We start from the raw sequence: 21,002 nt of genomic DNA on the forward strand, positions 1-21,002 counted from the left end.
TTCGGTTCTCGTTTTGGAAGAACGCGGGGGTGACCGTTTCCATCGGGTCGCCCCAATGGAAACTACTCTACGCTTCCTTGGCCATGCTTGCGTAGCGCTATTGGGTGAGCGTGTGCAGCTTCTCTTCGAACGCGAGGCCATCGGTGCGCGGAATGCCCAAATCGATGCTTGCCTGAACGCAGTCATGGGCAAACCTCGTTGCTTTTTCGATTGACTTTCTGAACGGAACTTCGTTTACGGCATCGGCTGCGATGATTGCCGAGAAAACGTCGCCCGTTCCCGAACGCTGCTCGCCGAGCTTCTCGCCTGTTACGGTGAAAGGCTCCCTCCCTCGTTCAAGGCATGCATTCGACATGGTCGAACCGTGTTCGACACCTGTCACAACGACTTTAGACGGGCCCATATCGCACAGCTTTTGGGCGAGCGAGAAGGCATCGTCGAAGCTCATATGTGGGTCGTAATCGACGTTTGCGAGGATGCATGCCTCGGTGATGTTGGGCGTGATGATGTCGGCATGGGCAACGAGTTCGGCCATGCGCCCGCACATTTCAGGCGTATAGGTGCCGTAGGCCTTTCCCTCGTCGCCCATGACCGGATCGACGAGCGTTACGCAGTCGTCACCACCAAATTCGTCGATGAAATCGCGCACGATTGAAATTTGCTCGGCTGAACCGAGAAACCCGGTGCAAATGCCACGGAATTGCAGGTTGAGTTTGCGCCACTCATCAATATGCTCGTGCATATGGGGCGTGAAATCTTGGAAACTGTAGCTCGGAAAGCCCGTGTGATTGCTCAGGATTGACGTCGGCAGCACGCAGCACTGCACGCCCAGCTGGGAAATAATGGGCAATTGCACAGCGACGGAACACCTGCCGAAGCCGGTGATGTCGTTGATGAGGGCAATCTTCTTTTGGTTATTGTGGTTTGGGGCGATGCTTTGCACGGTAGTCTTTCTGTCGCTATTTCAGAGCGGTTAGCTATTATAGTGGTAGGTTGAATCGCGGAAAGCGCTGTGCGTGGTATTGCGTCGGAAATATAGAACGTTTCGCGTGTTATGGAAGATGGTCGATAGGAATTATTGGTCGCATTCGAGGAGGGCGCTATGGGCAGCAAAAAACGTTCGTCATGGTCGAAGCAGAAAGCGGAGTTTGCTGCTGGACTGGATGATTTTTCCGGCATGGATGATATATTCGCCCGCGAAGAGGCGCATCGGGAAAGGGCCAGCGCCGATCATGAGGCGGCGCGTCGTCGCAAGGCATGCGAGTCGAAGAACCGTTATGCTTCGCGTGCGGAGGCCGAAGAAAATCTTGCGTGGTGTGAGCATAATGGCAAGCGCGGCTTGTCTGTTTACCAGTGTCCCTACTGCGATGGTTGGCATCTCACGTCGCATCCCTGGGATGAATAACGCGTCCTTTATTGCTTTGGTTTTATATCGTTTGAAAAGCGATGCGCGACATAGAGCGCATCGCTTTTTTATTGGAGCTTCGTGCTTGGCGGAACCAGCACGTCGTAACGTACCGCCTTGCCCGTAATCGAATAACTTGGCTTTATCCCGGCAAGGTGTCCCCCCTTCACGGGGCGTTTAATAACGACCTTGCGGGGACCGGCTGCGAACGCAGCGCGGATAAGCGTTTCTTCTTCCGCTTCATCGCAGGGGTTTTCGAGCACATGCAGGAGCTGGAACTTCTTCTTCACCGCAGCGCTTTTTTGGCGTGCGGGAAACATTGGATCAAGGTAAATCACGTCGGGAGGTATATCGTCCGATTTCACGAGTGCCGCGAGGTACCGAAGGCTGTCGCCACGTTCGAGCGACATTCTTTTCGCTATGCCAGATACCACCGGGTTATTACCAGCCCTCGAAAGGCCATCTTCCAGAAGCGCCGCGATGGTTTCGTCGCGCTCGAACATGCGCACCGTGAAGCCTGCTGCGGCGAGCAAAAAGGAATCTTGGCCAAGGCCGGCAGTGCAGTCGATGGCGGTAGGGGATTGTGCCCCTTTGACTTTCGCCGCCTTTACAAGCAACTCTTGCTGAAGCCGTCCAGGTTTTATACGGGGAAGCATCTCTTCGAAATCGCAACGTAGTTCCATGTTGTCGCCTACGAGGGTTAGTCCCGCATCTGTTTCGCGTAGCTCGACCGATTTCGGTGCCATGTCTTCTCCCTCATGCATGATTGCCGATTTCTTTCATAGTGACAGCGTACCTGAATCGGACAATTCCAGGCGGTTCGTTTAGGAAAAGCGTATTTGCTTTGAATTGTCCCCTGTGGAAAAGAACAATGCGCAAACAGGGGAGCTTTACAAGGTAAATTGATAATGATAAAGCGTAAACATATCAACTACTTTACGCTGCCGTTAGGTATGATACTAAACCTATTCTTTGTAACACTAATGCGCCGAATGACGGTTTTCGCATGTATTCCGAACAGGTATGGCCATATGCCCCATGCGTTCCTTCGCCTTTTCGTCGATGAAATGCACCGTTTGATATTCCTTGGGGGCACGACTTCTTTTCTCGCGGTACCATAAATCCAACTGTTTGAAAATCGAGCTGCTGTTGCAGGCGATTGGTCAAGGAGGCCCGTGTATGGATGCTGCTGAAAAGCGCTATCTCGAACTTCTTTCACGCTCGTTTCCTACGGTCGCAAAAGCGTCCGCCGAAGTTATAAACCTGAGCGCGATTCTTAATTTGCCGAAGGGCACGGAGTTCTTCGCTTCCGATATTCATGGCGAATACGAGGCGTTCTCGCATATCCTTCGAAATGGCTCGGGCTCGATTCGCCTGAAGATCGATGATGTGTTTGGCGACGAACTCTCGAAGGAAGAAAAGCGCACGCTCGCAACGCTGATTTATTACCCCCGGGAGAAATCTCGTTTGGAGCTTTCGAAGGTTTCGGATGTGGCTGCGTGGTACGGAAAAATGCTGCCGCGTCTGATTGCCGTATGCAAACGTGCCGCGCGTAAATACACCCGTTCTCGTGTTCGCAAAGCCTTGCCCGAAGACTTCGCTTACATCATCGAAGAGCTTATGTATGCCGATACGCGCAACTTCGATAAAGAAGCGTATTACGCTGCCATCGTCGATGCCGTTGTAAGAACTGGCAGGGGGCCTGCATTTGTTGAAGCGTTGTGTGGGCTGATTCAACGTTTGGCCATTGAGCGATTGCATATTATTGGCGATATTTACGATCGCGGCCCTCATCCTGATGCGATCATGGAGACCCTTATCGATCACCATTCGGTCGATATTCAGTGGGGCAATCATGACATCGTGTGGATGGGCGCTTCGCTCGGCCAGCGCGGCTGTATTGCTCATGTCGTGCGAAACTGCGCGCGTTACGGAAACCTTTCGATTCTCGAAGATGCCTACGGAATCAATATTTTGCCTTTGGCTCGTTTCGCGCTTGATGCGTATAAAGACGACCCCTGCGTCGGCTTCGCTCTGAAGGGCCACCCTGACACCATGTCAGAAGCCGAGATTCTGATGAACGTGAAAATCCAAAAGGCGATGGCCATCATTCAATTCAAGGTCGAAGGTGCGCTTATCGATGAGAACCCGGCATTCGGCCTCCAGAGTCGCAAGCTGCTCGATAAGATCGATTACGAACGCGGCACTGTGGTGTGCGACGGCGTGGAATACGAACTGACCGACAAGATGTTCCCGACCATCGATCCTTGCGACCCATATAAGCTCACGCCTGGCGAGCAGGACGTCATGGATCGCTTGGTTTCTGCGTTCACGGGGTGCGAAAAGCTGCAGCGCCATATGCGTTTCTTCCTGAAAACGGGTAGCCTTTATAAAATCGACAACGGTAACCTGCTGTTCCATGCATGCGTTCCCTTGAATGCTGATGGCAGTTTGAAAGAAGTCGATGTTTTCGGTAAGAAGCTTAAAGGCCGCGCACTCTATGACGAAATGGAGCGATGGGTGCGCATCGCGTTTTTCGACGAGGATGCTGAAATGCGCAAGCGCGGCGCCGATATGCTGTGGTATTTGTGGCTGGGCGAGGGGTCTCCCTTGTTTGCGAAGAGCAAGATGGCAACTTTCGAGCTCTATCTTATTGCCGATAAGGCAGCGCGCAAAGAGGTGAAGAACCCCTTCTATACGCTTCTCGACAACGAGGACGTGTTTGCGGGTATCTTCCGTGATTTTGGCCTTGACCCTGAAACGTCTCATATCATTTGCGGCCATGTACCCGTGAAAGTGAAAGATGGCGAAGACCCGGTGAAATGCAATGGCAAGGTCATCATGATCGACGGTGGTTTCTCGAAAGCGTATCAGCCTACAACGGGCATTGCGGGCTATACGCTTATCTCGAATTCGCACGGTTTTGTGCTCGCCGCGCACGAGCCCCTCGAATCGGCCCAAGCCGCCGTTGAGCGTGAGCTTGATATTCATTCTTCGCGTCGTGTAGTGGAACGCGTAGGCGTGCGCACGCTTGTTGCCGATACCGATACGGGCGCGAAGCTCAAGGCGCACGTTGCCGATTTGGAGCGTTTGCTTGAAGCGTATCGCCATGGCGATATTCCCGAGCGGAAAAAATCGTAGAATCGTTTTCTCCCATCCAGGCTTCGCCCTTTATTGATGCAGCGGGCGTGAGGGAACCCAGGTTGCGAACGAAAAGGCCGGACGCGCTTAATGCTCGTCCGGCCTTCTTGGTATAGCGAACCCTTTTTATGCGAGGCTCGAGATTGCGTGGATCACAAGTTCGGCGCAATGATGTGCTGCTTGGACTTCGAAGGTGGGATAGTCGACGCTCGATGACCCGTCGGCCTTGTCGGAAATTGCGCGCACGATTGCGCAGGGAGTGTTTGCAAGGTGGCACACGTTCGCGATGGCGGCGCCTTCCATCTCACAGCATTTGGCGTCGAAGGCTTTTGTGATGCGCTGCTTTTCGGAATCGCTGCATACGAAACGGTCGCCCGATGCGACGCGGCCCCTATGCGTCGTCACGCCAATTTTGGCTGCAGCGTCGACGACGGCGCAGCTGAGTTTTTCATCCATGGGGAAGGCGAGCGTGTCGGCGCCCGGCGTTTGGCCCACGGCGTAACCCAGGTTGCTTACGTCCATGATGTGGTTCACGGCATCGGTCGCCACAACCACATCGCCGATTTCAATGGCCGCGTCGAGCGAGCCGGCGATGCCGGTGTTGAGCACTGCTCCCACGCCGAAACGGTCTATGAGGATTTGCGTGCAGGTGGCTGCGTTAACCATGCCCACGCCGCACTTCACAACGACGACGCTCGTCTGGCCAATGACGCCTTCGATGAATTCCATGCCGGAAAACGCGGTCGTATGCACTTCGCCGCATTTCTGCATTTGCTTCTTGAGGAGTGCGACCTCGACATCCATTGCGCCAATAATGCCGATGGTAGATTGAGATGCCATTCCATTCCTTCCATCTCGTCGTATCAAAGATCGAGCCTTGGTTCGTTTCTTGTTTTGGTTGCATCGTATCGCATTAATGTTGCCGCAGGCGTGCAACGATGCGTTCGTGTCAAAAAGCGAGACCCAGAACCGCTGAAATGCCATATGTAGGCCTAGCAACTTTTTAGTGAGTCGTGCCAAGATGGAAGTTGTGCCGCATTCGTGACTTTTCCCCAGATTGTGCGTGTTCGTAAAACATAGGTAAAACTTCGGTACAATAAACCGCGTCATGCATTTGGCCGCTTTTACATACGAGGTGCTTCGTGGCTCTCACGTTTTTTGATTTTTTGTCGCACGCAATGGCTCAGCCCATTTTGTTCGTCATTTTGATTCTGGTCATTGGCGTAACTGCAGTTTCTGGCGCTACTGATGCCCCAAACGCTATCGCGACGGTCGTTTCTACTCGTTGTCTTTCCCCGAATGGCGCTATTGCGCTTGCCGCTGTGTTTAATTTCGTGGGCCTTGTGGGCATGACCTACATCTCTACCGCTGTGGCGAAAACCATGTTTGGCATGGTCGACTTTTCAGGTGATACTAATTCAGCGTTATACGCTCTGGTTGCGGCTATGATAGGCGCCATTTTGTGGGGCATCGCGTGTTGGTATTTCGGCATTCCGTGCTCGAAATCACATTCGTTGATCGCCGGCATTACCGGTGGCGCCATTGCCATGAACGGCTGGGCAGGCGTCGTTCCCACCGAATGGGCGAAGGTCATTTACGGTATGGTTTTCTCCTTGGTCGCTGGTTTCGTGCTTGGCTGGCTTTTCACGCGCCTCATCGAGTGGATTTTCAAATTCGTGCAACGCCAGGCGGCCAATAAGCTTTTCACCATCATTCAAGACATTGCAGCGGTGGCGCTTTCCTTCTTGCACGGCGCTCAAGATGGTCAGAAATTCATGTCTATCGCCATGCTGGGCATCGCGCTTTCGTTCGGCAGCTCCACGCCCGATTCGAGCGGCTTTCCGCTGTGGATTATGGTTATTTGTTCCGCCGCCATTTCGCTCGGCACAATTTTGGGCGGCAAGCGCATCATCAAGTCGGTCGGCATGGATATGGTGAAGCTCGAGAAATATCAGGGCTGTGCGGCGAACTTCTCCACGACGTTTACGCTTTTGGTCGCGAGCCTTACTGGCATGCCGGTGTCGACGGGCCACTGCAACACGTCTGCCATTATGGGCGTGGGCGCCGCGAAATCGCTCAAGCGCGTGAATTGGTCCATTGCAAAAAACATGCTCATGGCGTGGATCATCACGTTTCCGGCATGCGGCTTTATTGGATTTTTGCTTGCGAAAATCTTCATGATGTTCGCCTAGTTTCAGCTACAGGGGCTCTTGTCCGGCGTTCAATATGAAAAAACGAATTTGTTAACGTTTTTGAAACGAAAGCTTTAGCAAGTGCGTTACCCTGACATCTGCAATTTTATCGCTTTGATAGAGGCCGCTTTTGAGCATTCAGTCACGGTGGTAAGCCGAACCAGCTTGCCGTGATGGTGAAGGCCGAAAGCCGAAGGGACCGCATGGGTTCGTGTGCGGCGCCTTGGGGCGGCGGGGAATACCCGTCGCACTGTCGCGGGAACGCGGAGTGCTATCGAAGCTGACGTTTCGCGTGCGCGATCGGCGGCTTGCGGCATTTCGCCCGAGGCCGCCTTTTTCGTTATATGGAGGAATGCAATGCGTACGCCACGTATCGATCGCATGAGGGAACGCCATTTCAGCACGACGCCGTGTATTACGGCCGAACATTTGGTACTGCAAACGCAGGCTTACAAGCAGTTTGCGGGCGATGCGGTGCCCGTTTTCCGCGCGAAGGTCGTCAATCATATTCTTGAACACATGAGCTGCATGATTTTCGATGACGAGCTTATTGTGGGTACGCCAACGAATGCCTATCGCGGTGCGAATCTGCATCCCGATTTCCAAAGCAGCAGCTGGTACGTGCGCGATATCGATGAATTCAGCACACGTCCAAAGGACCCTTATCGTATTTCGCCTGAAGACAAGGCGACCATTCTGGAAACTCTGCCGTATTGGCAGGGCAAATCGATGGAAGATATTTCCGATGCCGCGATGCCTGAATATATTCAGCAGCTCGAGGCCGACGATATTTTGTGCGTTGGCTTGGAGAATGGCGTGTCGGGAGAGACGACGTGCGACCATGAAAAAGTGCTGCGTGTGGGTATGCGCGGATATATCGAGGAATGCCAGCGCAACATTGATTCGTGCGTTCCGCAAACCCAGGAAGACGCTGCGAAGGTCGATTTCTGGCGCGCATGCATTATTCAGGCGCAGGGCCTTGTGACGTATGCTCATCGCATGGCCGACGAGGCGGAGCGTCAGGCTGCGGCATGCTCCAACGAGGTGCGCGCTGCCGAGCTGCGCCGTATCGCCGAGAATTGCCGCGTCGTTCCTGAAAACCCACCGCAAACCTTTGCCCAGGCGGTGCAAATGGTGTGGTTCGTGCACGTGATGTTCCATATTGAGGTGTGCACGACGGCATGCGGTTTTGGCCGCTTCGACCAGTATATGTGGCCTTTCTATAAAAAAGACGTCATCGATGAAGATATTCTTACGCGCGATGAGGCGCTCGAGCTCGTCGAATGCCTGTATCTGAAGGCGTGCGAGGTGTATGAGGTGCGCGATACGTGGTACGCTACGGCATTCGCGGGCTATCCCATGTGGCAGATTCTTGTGGTGGGCGGCATGAAGCGCGACGGAAGCGATGCGAGCAACGATTTGTCGCTTCTGTGCCTGCAGGCAGCCGACGATTTGCAAACCACGCAGCCCGTCATGGCGTTGCGCGTATGTGACACCACGCCGCACGAGCTCATCGACTTCGGATGCAAAATGATTCAAGAAGGCCAGGCCAACCCTGGTTTCTTCAACGACGAAACCGCTATGAAGATGGCGCTTGGCAAAGGCGGTACGCTCGAAGATGCGCGCGATTGGACCATTGTCGGCTGCATTCAGGCGGGCCCTGGCGGCGGCGGAACCGATGGCAGCCCTGATGCGGGATACGTGAACATGGGCAAGATGGTCGAGTTTGTGCTGCACAATGGCATCGACCCGCGCACGGGCAAGCTCATGGGCTTGCGCACGGGCGATCCGCGCGAATTCACCAATATCGAGCAGTTTAAAGACGCTCTGAAGAAGCAAATCATTCATGCGTATGATCAAATTCGCATTGGCTACAACCTGATGCAATCTATCCATATGAATCGCTACCCGGTGATTTTTGCGAGTATGGTCACGGCGGGCTGCGTGGAAAGCGGCAAGTCGGTGCAGCAGGGCGGAGCACGCGTTTCGACCTGCGGCATGTATGTGACGGGCGCGGCGAATTTGGCCGACTGCATTGCCGCCGTTGAGAAGTGTGTTTTTGAAGACGGCGACGTGACGATGGATGAGCTCATCGCCGCCTGCGACGCGAATTTCGAAGGCTACGAGCGCCTGCGCCAGCTGCTGCTCAACAAGCCTGAGAAATACGGCAACGATTCGCCCCATGTCGATGGCATTTATCGCGAAATGATGCACTATGTGGCCGACGAGGTTCAAAGCTGGCCCGATGCACGTGGTGGCCATTATGCGTTTGGCATTGACTCGCAAACGATGAACATCCCACATGGCGAAGTGACTGGCGCGTTGCCCGATGGCCGCCTGGCGGGTGAGGCTTTCTGCGATGCGTCGAGCCCCATGATGGGCCGCGATATTTGCGGACCTACGGCCACGGTGAAGTCGGTTGCCGCGATTGACCAGCCCGATTTGCAGGAAGGCGCGCTGTTCAACCTGCGCTTCGACCCCAAGGGCGTGCAGGGCGAAGGCGGCCGCCGCATTATCGAAGGCGTGATTCGTACGTTCTTCCAGCATGGTGGCGAGCATATTCAAATCAACGTCGTCGATAATAAAACATTGCTCGCAGCTCAGGAAAACCCGGAGCACTATCGCGGCCTTATGGTGCGCGTCGCTGGATACATGGCGTATTTCACTGAGCTCGACCGCTCTGCGCAAGATGCGATTATCGCGCGCACTGCACACCTGTCAGCATAAGACGAAGGCTGGCTCGTGGGTTTCGACGATTTCGATGTGGAATTGAATACGGAAGGGGAGCCTTCGGCTCTTGTCGGCAGCATTCAAAAGTTTTCGACCGAAGATGGGCCGGGTATTCGCACGACGGTGTTTTTGAAGGGCTGTCCGCTGAAGTGCGCGTGGTGCCACAATCCTGAGCTCATCAAGAATGAGCAGCAGCTCATCGTGAGCCCCTCGAATTGCATCGGCTGTGGACATTGCGTCGAAGTGTGTTCGGCCCATGCCATTTCTTTCGGCGATGCCGGCGTTTCAATCGACCGCTCACGATGCACGGTGTGTTTGGCTTGTGCCGATGGCTGTTTTGCAAATGCGCTGCGCCCCGTTGCGCGGCTCATGACGGTTGGCGAGGTGCTTGCCGAGGTCGAGAAAGACAAGGGATTCTACGACAATACGGGCGGCGGTCTCACGGTGAGCGGTGGGGAAGTGCTCGCTCATGCGGAATTCGCCGGCGCGCTCATTGACGCCGCTGCGGCTCGAGGCATTTCAAGCTGCGTGGACACGTCGGGCTTTGGCTCGTCGCGGGCTTTGCTCGAACTTGTCTCTCGTCCTGGCGTGACCGATGTGCTGTTCGACATCAAGGCCGTCGATGACGAGGTTCATCGCGAATTCGTGGGCGTTTCGGTTGAGCCGATTCTCGCGAACGTGCGGTTGCTTTCGGCCGATGAGGCGATTCTTCCAAAGATTACGGTGCGCATGCCGCTTATCGCTGGAGTGAACGACGGTGAAGCTGCCATTCGAGCGGCGGGCGATATAGTTCGCGAATGCGGCATTCGTCGCATCACACTTTTGCCTTACCACGAGCTCGGCATCGCTAAAGCTCGCAATATTGGTTCGCAGCAGCAAGAATTCACTGCGCCGAGCGACGAGAGGGTCGCCGAAATCAAACGGTATTTCGAAGATGACGTCGGAGCGAGGACGGAAGTGCTCGGGAAACTCTAAGGTTTTCTTTGAATGATAGAACCAACCATCAATACTTAGGAGGAAAACAGTGGATGGTGGCAATCTAGGAATCATCACGTTGATTCCCATGCTGAGCTTCTTCGTGTTCGCGTTCATCACGCGCCGATGCGTTTTCAGCATTCTGCTTTCGGGCATTTTGGGCTTCTTGTTCTACTACGGGGCCGACTTCTTCGAGCCTACGATACAGGCGTTGCTCGATGCGGCGTGCGACGCCGACAACAACTACATCGTAATCATCTGCTTGCTGTTCGGGTGCTTCGTGCAGTTGTTGCGTCAAAGCAACGGCGCTACGGCCATGGCGAACTGGGCGCGTAAATACGTCAAAAGCGAGCGCCAGGTGCTGTTCCTCACGTGGCTGTGCGGCGTGATCATCTTCATCGACGATTACCTGTCCATTCTGGTTACGGCGAACACTATTTTGCCGATCGCCGATGAAAAGAAAACGCCGCGTGAGATGCTGTGCTACATCATCAACACCACGTCTGCGCCCGTGTGCCTGATCATCCCCATTTCCGCATGGGTCGTGTTTTTCAGCGGCATCTTCGCTGAGCAGCCTGAAGCTGCCGTGTTGGGCGACTCGGCCATGGGTATTTACTATTCCATCATGCCGTACTTCTTCTACCCGTTTTTGTGCGTGCTGTTCGTGCTGCTCGTGATTTTTGGCATTGTGCCGAAAATGGGTGGCATCAAGAAGGCGTACGAGCGCGTCGAGAAAACCGGCAAGCTGTGGCCCGATTCTTCCGACGTGATGAACCAGGACGAAATGGGTGAGGTGCTTGGCGCCATCAGCGACGGTTCCACGAAAGATGAGAAGGAAGCAACGCCGCATTTGTGGGCATTCCTCGTGCCGATGGCTGTGGTTATTGCGGTGACTATTTTGATGGACGACATTCTATATGGCGTGATTTGCGCCATCGTGGTGTGTTTCGTGCTGTATGTGCCAACGAAGATTATGAGCCTGGGCAAGTTCTGTGACGCGTGCTACAAGGGCCTTGAGGACATGCTGTTCATCGCCGCCGTGCTCATTGCGTCGCTGTTCTTCCGCAATGCTATCAATCTGATTGGCCTGCCCGATTATCTTATTTCGGTTGCTACGCCGTTCATGAGTGCCGCGTGGTTGCCCGTGATTACGTTCGTGCTGGTTGGTTTGGTGTGCTTCGCCACCGCGAACATTTGGAGCATTCCCGCCGTGTGCACGCCGATCATTTTGCCGCTTGCTGCGGCATGCGGCGCTTCCATTCCGTTGACGCTTGGCGCCATTATTTCGGCGGCGTGCTTCGGTGCGCAGGCATGCTTCTATTCCGACGTCACGCTCATGAGCGCATCAGCGTGCAAAATCAATAACGTCGATTACGCTGTGGCGCAGCTGCCATACATTGGCATTGTCGCCGGCGTGACCTGCGTGCTGTTCTTGGGCGCGGGCTTTATTCTGGCTGTCTAAACGTTATTTCCTCATTGGGCGGTGCCGAGACGGTGGCAATGCTCGATAACGCTGCGTATCGGCGCGTCATGGTGTCGCGTATCAAGGGGTGTCCATACGGGCGCCCCTTGTTTTGTGCGAAGGTGTGTACGCAATACGACTTATATGTGCCATAAATGGTAGCAATTACGTTGTGGGCGGCTATACTGAATCGCCGTATCCATGAAGAAAGGAAGCTTATGCTGCCGTATATTCCAGACGTTGTGCCCAATATCGTTGTTGCGCTCGTGATTGTCGTTGCGTTCGTGATGGCTTTTGCGCCAGCGCTGCGCAAATGCCCTGTCGCGTTTTATGCAGTGTGGATCGCCGCTTGCATGGCCACATTCGTCGATATCGTTCGCTGGATTCCGTGGCTGTATTATGTTGTGCAGGCTTTCGCGAGTTGTTATACGGGCGTGGCGTTTTATTTGCTCGTGATGTTCGCCGGAGCATTTCCGAAAAAGTGGTGGTTTACTAAGCGGCTGCTTTCCGTTCGCACTGAGATGTCTATTATTGGCGGTTTCGTTATTTTCGCGCACGTCATTCAAGTGCTCATTATGGTTCCGCTTTCTTTCACTCCTATTTGGGATAAGGCGTGGGGTGGTGGTCTTACGTCAATCATCATGTTCATTGCTGCGAGCGTCGTGGGGGTGCCGCTTACGGTGTGCTTCTTTGTGCCGTGGATTACTTCGTTTCGCACGGTGCGTGGCATTATGGAGCACTCGACGTGGAAAAAGGTGCAAAGGCTCGCCTATCCGTTTATGGCGCTTATGGTGCTTCAGGGCATTTTGCTTTCGATTGGCCATGCCGTATATGCGCAACCTGGTGGCGATGGATTTGTGGGCTATATGGTGAACGCGTTGGCCTATGCTGCGATTGGCGTCGCTTATGTAGCGCTGAAGCTGCGCCGGCGAGCCGAGAGACGCGCTAAAGTGGTAGCACGCCAGGATGTCTCAGCGTAGGCGTGCGAGGGTTCGTTTGCGCTTTGGGCTTTCGCGCGGGTTTGCCATCGTTATTGGAACGCGGTTTCGATACAATGCGTTTCGTTTGCGAATAAGCGGAAGGGTTGCATGTGAAAAGCGGGGATGGAATCGACGAATGGCGCTCGGTGCTGCCGAGCCATGTTGTGCAAAAGTCGGAAGAGCTACTTGCGAGCGTTGAAGAAATGCGCATCAACCAGGTGATTTACCCGCCACAAGATGACGTTCTGAATGCACTTGCGTCTTGTGCTCCAAGCGAGGTTCGAGCGGTGATTTTGGGGCAAGACCCCTACCATGGACCCGGGCAAGCTATGGGTTTGTCGTTTTCGGTGCCTGCGGGGGAGAAGCTGCCGCCGAGTTTGCGCAACATATATAAGGAGATGGTGTCCGATTTGGGATGCGGAATGCCTAAATCGGGAGACCTTACGCCGTGGGCGAACCAGGGCGTGCTGCTGCTGAACACTACACTCACCGTTCGCGAGCATGAGGCGGCCAGCCATGCGAAGCTCGGCTGGCAAGTGCTTACGAGCCATGTGGTGAAGGCATGCTTTGAGTTGCCTCAGCCCGTTGTGTTCCTTGCATGGGGCCGCCATGCCCAGCAACTCATCGAAAAAGCCGCCGCTTCTGCGGGCGTAAATCAAGATTTTGCTGCGGAAGTCGCACTGTGCGCTGCGGATGGCCCTCTGGGCAACCTTGCGTCAGGCGAGCTTTGCTTGTTTGACGATTTTGAAGCAGGTTGTAACTCAGCGTTATGCGGCGTGTCTGTTTATGGAAGCAACAAGTTCGTGCTCGCCTCGACCCATCCGTCGCCCCTTTCCGCATCGCGTGCCGCGGGCGGCATGCCGGCATTTTTGGGGTCGCGTCCGTTCTCAAAAACTAATGCCTTGCTTCTTGGGGCAGGCGGCGCGGCGATTGATTGGGCGAGTTTGGCTTAGGGCCGTCGCGGTTTTCGGATTGCGAGAATCGCCGTTTTCGCCCAGGCGAACGGGCGGGGCACGTTGTATCACGACGATATGCCAGTGCTTTCTTCGCGTATCGCTTTATATGGCGGTCGCATTTGGGGAATGTGCCACTCCTGTTTCTGGCTGGACGTGTTGCTACACTGCATATGAAGGCATATTCGGGTATTGACGTTTGAATCAGGCAATGTGTCCTGGGTGAATGAAAAGGGGCCGACATGACAAAGCTGGTAAAGCCTGCGAATCGCGCTCTCTTTGTCGCGTGCGTGGTGTTGACGGGCGCTCTTGCAGGTGCTTTCGTCTGGGCGTTCTTCTTTTTGATGGATGCAGGGCTCGGCTTTTTGTGGAACGATGGCCGCCTCGCGCTTTCCAGTTGGCTCAATAGCGTCGCGCCGGTGCTTTCTCGAGGTCCCTTTGGCGTGGCCTTGTTCCCCTTCCTTATTTGCATGCTCGGTGGTGTGGTGATTGGTCTTTACGAGAAGAAGACCGGCATTGCTGCCGAAGATCTTCCGGACGTTATGGGCAAGGTGAAAAGCACTGGCCGATATGAATACGACCATTTGGGCAAATTGTCCATCGCCGCGCTATTGCCGCTGCTTTTCGGCGGCAGCGTGGGCCCGGAAGCGGGCTTGACCGGGGTGATTGCGGGCTTGTGCACCTGGGTTGGCGACCGTATGAGGCGTTTTGGCTCAGATTTTCGCGAGTTAACGGTTTTAGGCTGTCAAGCGGCGCTCACGGCGCTGTTCACGGCCCCTCTATACGGTTTTGCAGCTTCTCTTTCGAGCGAAGGGAAGCGTGGCGATGGCAGCTCCGATACGATGGCGATCGAGGTTCCTAAAGCGCAGAAGGCGTTTGTGTATGCGTGCGCTATTGTGGGCGCACTCGGTGCATTCCTTGGCTTGGGCTCGCTTTTTGGAGGGGGTATGGGCATGCCTCGTTTTGAAGCAGCCGTTGTTGGCGGGGCGGAGCTTGCTTGGTTTATTCCGCTTGCGGCAGCGGGCGTCGCGTGTGGATGGGCGTTTTGTGCAAGCGACAAAGCAAGCGCTGCTGCGTCTCGCGCGATGGGCGATCGCCCCGTGATTAAGGCATTGCTTGCGGGGCTCTTGCTTTCTATATGCGGAACGGTTTTGCCGTTTTCCCTGTTTGCGGGCGAATCGCAGACACAGATGGTTATGGATTCCTATGCGGCGCTCGGGGCTGCGACGCTTATTGCAACTGCGTTTGTGAAGGCGGCGCTCACGCCAGCATGCATTCATTTCGGGTGGCGCGGCGGACATTTCTTTCCCGTTATTTTTTCGGGGGTGTGCTTGGGCTATGGTTTCTCGCTCATTGCGGGCGTCGATGCGGTTTTCTGCGCGGCGGTATGCATCGCGTCGCTCATGGGCGCGGTCATGCGCCAACCCGTGATGGTCGTGTTGCTGCTGTTCATGTGCTTCCCGCCATCTGGCGTGGTGTGCATGCTCGCTGCGGCTGCGATTGGCTCGGCGATACCCCTCCCGCGTGCGCTGCGGTGAGTTCGCTCGTTTCGTCGTGTGGGCATTGCGCGTTTGAAAATGCGTTCGCGCGTGCGCGCGATGTTTCGTGTAAGATAGCCAGTTAGACATGTAAAAACGCGTTGCGGAAAGGTTGTAAGCCTGTGCCGTGCGCGGTTGACAGATCACACGAAGGAGCAAGCCGTGACTCAGGCAACGTCTTCTAGCCAGAAAGTACTCGTATTCGATTTCGGCGCACAGTACGGGCAGCTTATCGCTCGCCGCGTGCGCGATTTGAACGTGTATTCCGAAATCGTGCCGTGCGATATCACGGCCGATGAGGTTCGCGAAATGGCGCCTTCCGCCATCATTCTCTCGGGCGGCCCCGCGTCTGTGAACGCTGAGGATGCGCCGCGTGTCGATCCTGCGATTTACGAGCTTGGCGTGCCTGTGCTCGGTTTCTGCTACGGCCACCAGATTACGGCTGTCACGCTTGGCGGCAGCGTTTTCCATCCTGAGGTGGGCGAGTATGGCGCGGCTGAACTGCATGTTAATGGCGGTGCGCTTTTCGAGGGCACTCCCGCCGATCAAACGGTGTGGATGAGCCACTTCGATGCCGTGAGCGATGTGCCCGAGGGCTTTACCGTTGTCGCCTCGACCGACGTGTGCCCCGTGGCTGCGATGGAGAACGCCGAGAAGAAGATTTTCACCACGCAGTTCCACCCCGAGGTGAAGCACACCGAGTATGGCCAGCGGATCCTTTCGAACTTCCTGTTTAATATCTGCGGCCTTGAGAAGAACTGGACTATGGATAACCTGGTCGAGAGCATGACGGCCGATTTCCGCGAGACGGTGGGCGAGGACCGCGTTATTCTGGCGCTTTCCGGCGGCGTTGATTCTTCTGTGGTTGCCGCTCTTGGCGCGCGTGCCATCGGTAAGCAGATGACCTGCGTGTTTATTAATCACGGCCTGCTGCGCAAGGGCGAGCCCGAGCAGGTTGAAGAGGTCTTCACCAAACAGCTCGATGTCGATTTCATTCATGTGCATGCCGAAGACCGTTATGCCGAGCTTTTGGCCGGCGTGGTTGAGCCTGAAGAGAAGCGTCGCATTATTGGCACGCAGTTCTGGAAAGAATTCTTCGCTGTGGCTCAGCAGCTCGAGACCGATGGCAAGCCGGTCAAGTATCTGGCGCAGGGCACCATTTATCCCGACATTATCGAGTCGGGTGCTCGCAAGACGGGCGGCAAGACCGCTACTATTAAGAGCCATCACAACCTGATTCCGTTCCCCGATGGCGTGCATTTCGACTTGATCGAGCCGCTCGACCACTTCTTTAAGGACGAGGTTCGCGCGCTTGGCCTGGCGCTTGGTTTGCCGGCGCACATCGTGTTCCGTCAGCCGTTCCCGGGCCCGGGTCTCGCGATTCGCATTATCGGTGCCGTTGACAAGGAAAAGCTCGAGATTCTGAAGAATGCTGACGCGATTGTGCGCGAAGAGCTCGATGCATACAACCAGCGTTTGTTCGAAGAGACGGGCGACCGCAATTCCGAGCATAGCTGCTGGCAGTACTTCGCCGTTCTGCCCGACATTAAGTCGGTTGGCGTTATGGGCGACGAGCGTACGTATCAGCGCCCCGTTATTTTGCGTGCTGTCGAGTCGAGCGATGCTATGACCGCAGACTGGGCCAAGTTGCCTTACGATGTGTTGGCCAAGATTTCCGGCCGCATTGTCGCCGAGGTTCCCGGTGCCAACCGCGTGTGCTATGACATCACGTCCAAGCCGCCCGCGACTATTGAGTGGGAGTAAGCCGATAGGGCTTTGACCTGCACTTTTGAGTACCGCACTGTGCCGCTGAGTTTCGTTTCGTACGAGAGTCACGGCAAAGCCGCCAGCGACATTGGTGAGTAAATACGGTAATCGAGCCTCCGTTCCCGTGTTGGAACGGAGGCTTTTTCTTTGCCTTTTTACTCCCTTTTACCTGCGATTTCGCCATTTACTCCCCATATTTCAAGATTGCAAAGTACGGGGCGGTATTCGGGGGAATGGGAGTAAGGATTTATCCCAAGTGAGTAGGCGCTCGGTTTTTGTCCCCGAGGGCGAAACTGGGTTGTTTCGGGGCCCGTGAAACTCAAATCGAACTCAACGGGCATTTTTACGGTCTCCGTACGGCGTTTCCCCAGGTGGTTAATGGGGAGTAAAGAATCTCGCCGTCTCAAGGAAAGCGGGAGTAATCAGGGGAAATGCCGCGGCGTACCGCCGCGTGCCGCCGTGTAAGCCACCGCGTCGTTTACTCCCCGGACATGCCGGAAATGACTTGGCACGCAATGGGGAGTAAAAACTCAGCATACTCAGGTGCGAGCGGAGCTCACCGCCTTGCCTGGCGCCCTGATTCGGTTGCGCTGGTTGCGAAATGCGGGGAGCAGCTACAGCGAGGCTTTCCAGTCCTCGTACTCGGCGGCGTCGATCTCGCCGTTCTCGAGCTGCACGCGCTTCTCAGCCCACAGTTCAATCGCCATCGCGGCTTTGGGGGCGCGTGGAGCCTTGGGGTTCAGGGAGAGGCCCGAGCCGTCGGCTGCGGGAACGATGCCGAAGGAGTCCTCGAGCCGCACGAGCAGCGACATGAGGTCGCCCGCGGTCTCGACGCCGTAATCCTTGAGGGCGTTGACGGACACGCTGAGCGCTGCGGCGATGGACTCGAGCAGCTCGGGCTTGACGGCGCGGATGCCGCTCTCGTAGTGGCGCACGGCCCCCTCGGTCAGCCCGACGGCCTCGGCCAGCTGCGCCTGCGTCATGCCGCGCGACTTGCGGTACCGCCTTATGTTCTCGCCTACGGACATGCGCCCTCCTCCTGGAATTACGTACCCGCACATCTTACCAGCGTACGCAAATGTACGCAATTCTATTGACAGTACAGATATGTACGTTTAATCTGAATCTGTAAACCGTACGTATCCGTACGCTAATGATAGGAGGAGCCATGGACGAGAAGGTGGCGAAGACGCCGAGGCCGCACATGCTGGACGCCGACGAGGTCGCGGAGCTGCTGAGGATCAAGAAAGGCAGCGCCTACGAGGTGATCAGGAGGATAAACGCCGAGCAGGAGGCGCGCGGGCGCGTGGTGATCCGCGGGCGCGTCCGGAGCGACGTCTTCGATGCCCTGTACTTCCCGGAGGTGGACTGACATGCCCGTGTACAAGGACGACAGCAACGGCACGTTCTTCGTGCAGTGCTACTACCGCGACGCCCGCGGCTCGAAGCGCCACAAGACGAAGCGCGGCTTCTCCTCCGAGGTGGAGGCCGCCGTATGGGAAAGCCAGTTCAAGAGCCTTAACGGCGGGGCCATGGACATGACGTTCTCCGAGTTCGTCGAGGTGTACGCCTCAGAGGTGAAGCCGCGCATACGCGAGCACACGTGGATCACCAAGGAGTACATCATCAACGACAAGCTCGTGCCGTTCTTCGGGGACATGCGCATGTGCGACGTGAGGCCGATCGACGTCATCAGGTGGCAAAACGAGCTCACCGAGCACCGGGACGCCGACGGGAAGCCCTGGGCGCCGACGTACCTGCGCACGGTGAACAACCAACTGAACGCCATCTTCAACCACGCCGAGCGCTACTACGGCCTCACCGACAACCCGGTGCGCAGGGTCGACAAGATCGGCTCGAAGAAGGGCGGCGAGATGCAGTTCTGGACCAAGGACGAGTACCTGAGGTTCAGCGAGGCAGTCATGGACAAGCCGCTGTCGTTCCACGCCTTCGAGCTGCTGTACTGGACGGGCATACGCTGCGGCGAGCTCCTGGCGCTCACGCCGTCCGACTTCATGCTGGATAGCTCGCGGCTGCGCATCAACAAGTCGTACCAGAGCCTCCACGGCGTGGACACCGTTACCGACCCCAAGACGCCCAAGTCCGTGCGCACGATCGTCATGCCCGCCTTCCTGCGCGACGAGATGGCGGACTTCATCGAGGTGCGCGACGACGTCGCCCCCGACGAGCGCCTGTTCGCCGTGACCAAGCACTTCCTGGCCCACGAGATGGAGCGCGGGTGCAAGGCGTCGGGCGTGAAGCGCATCCGCATACACGACATACGCCACAGCCATGTGAGCCTGCTGATAGAGATGGGCTTCTCCGCGCTGGCCATCGCCGAGCGCATGGGCCACGAGGCGGTGGACATCACCTACCGCTACGCGCACCTGTTCCCCACGAAGCAGGACGAAATGGCCGCCGCGCTCGACGGGGCGAGGGGGTAAGAAGGATGCCGTGCGAGAACAGCGCCCGCAAGCGCAGCAAGACGATGGCGTTCCGCTGCACGCCCGAGGAGCGCAAGATCATATGCGAGATGGCAGCCTGGAGCGGCATGAGCAGGCAGGACTACATCATCGCCAAGCTCACCGATACCCAAGTTGAGGTGAGGCCCTCCGTGAGCGTTCAGAAGGCGCTGAAGGGCTCGATGACGTCGTTGGCCAAGGAGGTCCGGCTGGCGGCCTCCTACGGCGAGCTGAGCGAGTCCCTGCAGCAGAGGATCGAGCTGGTGATGAGGTTCTTTCTGGCTCTCGGCGAGGGGGTTGGCGATTCGATATCTTCTGAACCGCGGCAGCAGCTCGCATCTTTAGAAGAGCCAGAGACAACCATCATGGATGCAGAATCCAACACCGCAAGCATCTTCGGAATGGGACGCGGTTGACGCCTAAAGCCCCAGTTCGGCGATTAGCTTCTTCATGGCGAGAGCCCACTCGAGCTGCTCCGATATGAATCCCGGCCAGGCGGTCTCGTTGTTCTTGATCTTGCAGCCGTCTTTATAGAAGCGAAGCCCCGATGCCTTCTTGGCGTCGAAGGGCGTGGCCGCAAGACCGAGACGCTCTTCAAACAAATCGGCGTTGTCGATGGCCTTGTGGCCGATTTCCTTGTCGTCGGGCACGTAAAACTCGATGCCAATGCGGCCGCGCTGCGTGTCTATAAGCAGGCCGATGTGATAGGCGGACGTGCCGCAGCGCAAAGTGGTCCAGTGGTCTTTCGAGGGCTTCTGTGGGTTGAAAACCTTCAAAAACTCGGGAGTCGCCTGAGCTACCTCGCGGTACTTGGTCCAGTACGAGAGCTTCACGCGCTCGGTCTCGGAGAGGCCCTCGCTGAGCTTGATAGCCTTCGTCCACTCGTTGGGCTGCTCCACGACATTGAACCGCGGCGCGGGGAGCGAGTCGCCTATCGCCCACAGCTCAATTTCGACCAGGAAGAACCCGAAGTCGCTGTCGGTGTGCTGGTTGAGCCACTCGATGGCCTGACGGTGCTCGTCGCGTGCGCGGGCCACCACCCATATGACGACCTCAGCACCCTTGCCGGCGGCGTAGGTGATTACTTTGCCTAGGTGGTCGTGGTTGGTGTCCTCGAGCTGGTTCTCAATGATCACCTTGCGTCCGGTGCCGGCTTCCTGCGCATAGATGTCGACGTTGAACGAGCCCACTGACGACTCGGTCTCTATAAGCTCGAGCTCGATGCCGACTGCCGAGCTCAGTATGGCAAGGTTGGGCTCCTCGGAGAGCCATCTGGTGAAGTCAAGCGCCTCGTGCGGCCATACGTCGCGCAGATCGACTTTCTTCAGCTTGTCGAGATTGTATTTCATTGCATTCCTATCAAATCGTTGGCGCGCAGAGCGCCTCGTCCGCATCAA

The 21,002-nt window shown here is 56.2% G+C and carries 18 protein-coding genes and 1 riboswitch; of the genes, 13 read left to right on the forward strand and 5 right to left on the reverse strand.

Translation table 11 applies throughout. From position 1 onward, the window contains the following. Nucleotides 1–97: 97 nt before the first annotated feature. Nucleotides 98–943: a pyridoxamine kinase gene (locus DMP05_RS03795; protein WP_211326851.1), complete on the reverse strand. Its 846-nt coding sequence runs from the start codon at nt 941–943 to the stop codon at nt 98–100. Between the two features lie 159 nt (nt 944–1,102). On the opposite strand from DMP05_RS03795, the gene DMP05_RS03800 reads away from it, so the two are divergent. Then, the gene (locus DMP05_RS03800; protein WP_123219311.1) at nt 1,103–1,405 is read left to right on the forward strand and encodes a hypothetical protein; all 303 of its coding nucleotides are present in this window, start codon (nt 1,103–1,105) and stop codon (nt 1,403–1,405) included. A 68-nt stretch (nt 1,406–1,473) separates the two neighbouring features. Here the strand turns inward: DMP05_RS03800 and DMP05_RS03805 are convergent, their stop codons facing one another. Further along, the gene (locus DMP05_RS03805; protein WP_123219237.1) at nt 1,474–2,169 is read right to left on the reverse strand and encodes a class I SAM-dependent methyltransferase; all 696 of its coding nucleotides are present in this window, start codon (nt 2,167–2,169) and stop codon (nt 1,474–1,476) included. A gap of 415 nt (nt 2,170–2,584) precedes the next feature. Between DMP05_RS03805 and DMP05_RS03810 the strand changes: the two genes are divergently transcribed. Further along, nucleotides 2,585–4,546: a fructose-1,6-bisphosphatase gene (locus DMP05_RS03810; protein ID WP_123219238.1), complete on the forward strand. Its 1,962-nt coding sequence runs from the start codon at nt 2,585–2,587 to the stop codon at nt 4,544–4,546. 126 nt (nt 4,547–4,672) lie between these two features. Here DMP05_RS03810 and DMP05_RS03815 read toward each other — a convergent pair whose 3' ends face one another. Then, nucleotides 4,673–5,386: a 5'-methylthioadenosine/adenosylhomocysteine nucleosidase gene (locus tag DMP05_RS03815; protein ID WP_123219239.1), complete on the reverse strand. Its 714-nt coding sequence runs from the start codon at nt 5,384–5,386 to the stop codon at nt 4,673–4,675. Nucleotides 5,387–5,688: 302 nt separating this feature from the next. Between DMP05_RS03815 and DMP05_RS03820 the strand changes: the two genes are divergently transcribed. From DMP05_RS03820 to guaA, 8 genes are all read left to right on the forward strand, one after another. Further along, the gene (locus DMP05_RS03820) at nt 5,689–6,738 is read left to right on the forward strand and encodes an inorganic phosphate transporter (RefSeq protein ID WP_311718872.1); all 1,050 of its coding nucleotides are present in this window, start codon (nt 5,689–5,691) and stop codon (nt 6,736–6,738) included. A 110-nt stretch (nt 6,739–6,848) separates the two neighbouring features. Then, a riboswitch (Lysine riboswitch) is annotated at nt 6,849–7,020 on the forward strand. Nucleotides 7,021–7,095: 75 nt separating this feature from the next. After that, nucleotides 7,096–9,465 (forward strand): glycyl radical protein, encoded by a 2,370-nt coding sequence (locus DMP05_RS03825; protein ID WP_123219313.1) that lies wholly within the window; start codon nt 7,096–7,098, stop codon nt 9,463–9,465. Between the two features lie 15 nt (nt 9,466–9,480). After that, on the forward strand, nt 9,481–10,443 hold the full coding sequence (locus DMP05_RS03830; protein ID WP_244595031.1) for a glycyl-radical enzyme activating protein: 963 nt from the start codon (nt 9,481–9,483) through the stop codon (nt 10,441–10,443). Between the two features lie 49 nt (nt 10,444–10,492). After that, nucleotides 10,493–11,905 carry a Na+/H+ antiporter NhaC family protein gene (locus DMP05_RS03835; protein WP_123219240.1) on the forward strand — a complete coding sequence of 471 codons (1,413 nt, stop codon included), beginning with the start codon at nt 10,493–10,495 and terminating at the stop codon, nt 11,903–11,905. A 218-nt stretch (nt 11,906–12,123) separates the two neighbouring features. Next, complete coding sequence (locus DMP05_RS03840) at nt 12,124–12,885, forward strand: hypothetical protein (RefSeq protein WP_123219241.1); 762 nt, start codon at nt 12,124–12,126, stop codon at nt 12,883–12,885. A gap of 110 nt (nt 12,886–12,995) precedes the next feature. Then, nucleotides 12,996–13,838, forward strand: coding sequence for a uracil-DNA glycosylase (locus DMP05_RS03845; protein WP_161957462.1), 843 nt, complete (start codon nt 12,996–12,998; stop codon nt 13,836–13,838). Nucleotides 13,839–14,080: 242 nt separating this feature from the next. Continuing rightward, nucleotides 14,081–15,376 (forward strand): chloride channel protein, encoded by a 1,296-nt coding sequence (locus DMP05_RS03850; protein WP_123219243.1) that lies wholly within the window; start codon nt 14,081–14,083, stop codon nt 15,374–15,376. A 162-nt stretch (nt 15,377–15,538) separates the two neighbouring features. After that, nucleotides 15,539–17,140: a glutamine-hydrolyzing GMP synthase gene (guaA, locus tag DMP05_RS03855; protein WP_123219244.1), complete on the forward strand. Its 1,602-nt coding sequence runs from the start codon at nt 15,539–15,541 to the stop codon at nt 17,138–17,140. 617 nt (nt 17,141–17,757) lie between these two features. On the opposite strand, the gene DMP05_RS03860 is transcribed toward guaA, so the two are convergent. Beyond that, nucleotides 17,758–18,204 (reverse strand): helix-turn-helix domain-containing protein, encoded by a 447-nt coding sequence (locus DMP05_RS03860; protein WP_342210434.1) that lies wholly within the window; start codon nt 18,202–18,204, stop codon nt 17,758–17,760. 107 nt (nt 18,205–18,311) lie between these two features. Between DMP05_RS03860 and DMP05_RS03865 the strand changes: the two genes are divergently transcribed. The 3 genes from DMP05_RS03865 to DMP05_RS03875 are packed head-to-tail and all read left to right on the forward strand — an operon-like array spanning nt 18,312 to nt 20,021. Further along, a complete protein-coding gene (locus DMP05_RS03865; RefSeq protein ID WP_042433219.1) occupies nt 18,312–18,515 on the forward strand; it encodes a hypothetical protein in 204 nt (67 codons plus the stop codon). 1 nt (nt 18,516) lies between these two features. After that, nucleotides 18,517–19,587 (forward strand): site-specific integrase, encoded by a 1,071-nt coding sequence (locus DMP05_RS03870; protein ID WP_123219246.1) that lies wholly within the window; start codon nt 18,517–18,519, stop codon nt 19,585–19,587. Between the two features lie 5 nt (nt 19,588–19,592). Then, nucleotides 19,593–20,021, forward strand: a complete 429-nt coding sequence (locus DMP05_RS03875) for a plasmid mobilization protein (protein ID WP_123219247.1) — start codon at nt 19,593–19,595, stop codon at nt 20,019–20,021. A 3-nt stretch (nt 20,022–20,024) separates the two neighbouring features. On the opposite strand, the gene DMP05_RS03880 is transcribed toward DMP05_RS03875, so the two are convergent. Then, on the reverse strand, nt 20,025–20,954 hold the full coding sequence (locus DMP05_RS03880) for a DUF4268 domain-containing protein (protein ID WP_123219248.1): 930 nt from the start codon (nt 20,952–20,954) through the stop codon (nt 20,025–20,027). Nucleotides 20,955–21,002: the final 48 nt, after the last annotated feature.

The sequence above is a fragment of the Slackia isoflavoniconvertens genome (assembly GCF_003725955.1).
Lineage (GTDB): Bacteria > Actinomycetota > Coriobacteriia > Coriobacteriales > Eggerthellaceae > Slackia > Slackia isoflavoniconvertens.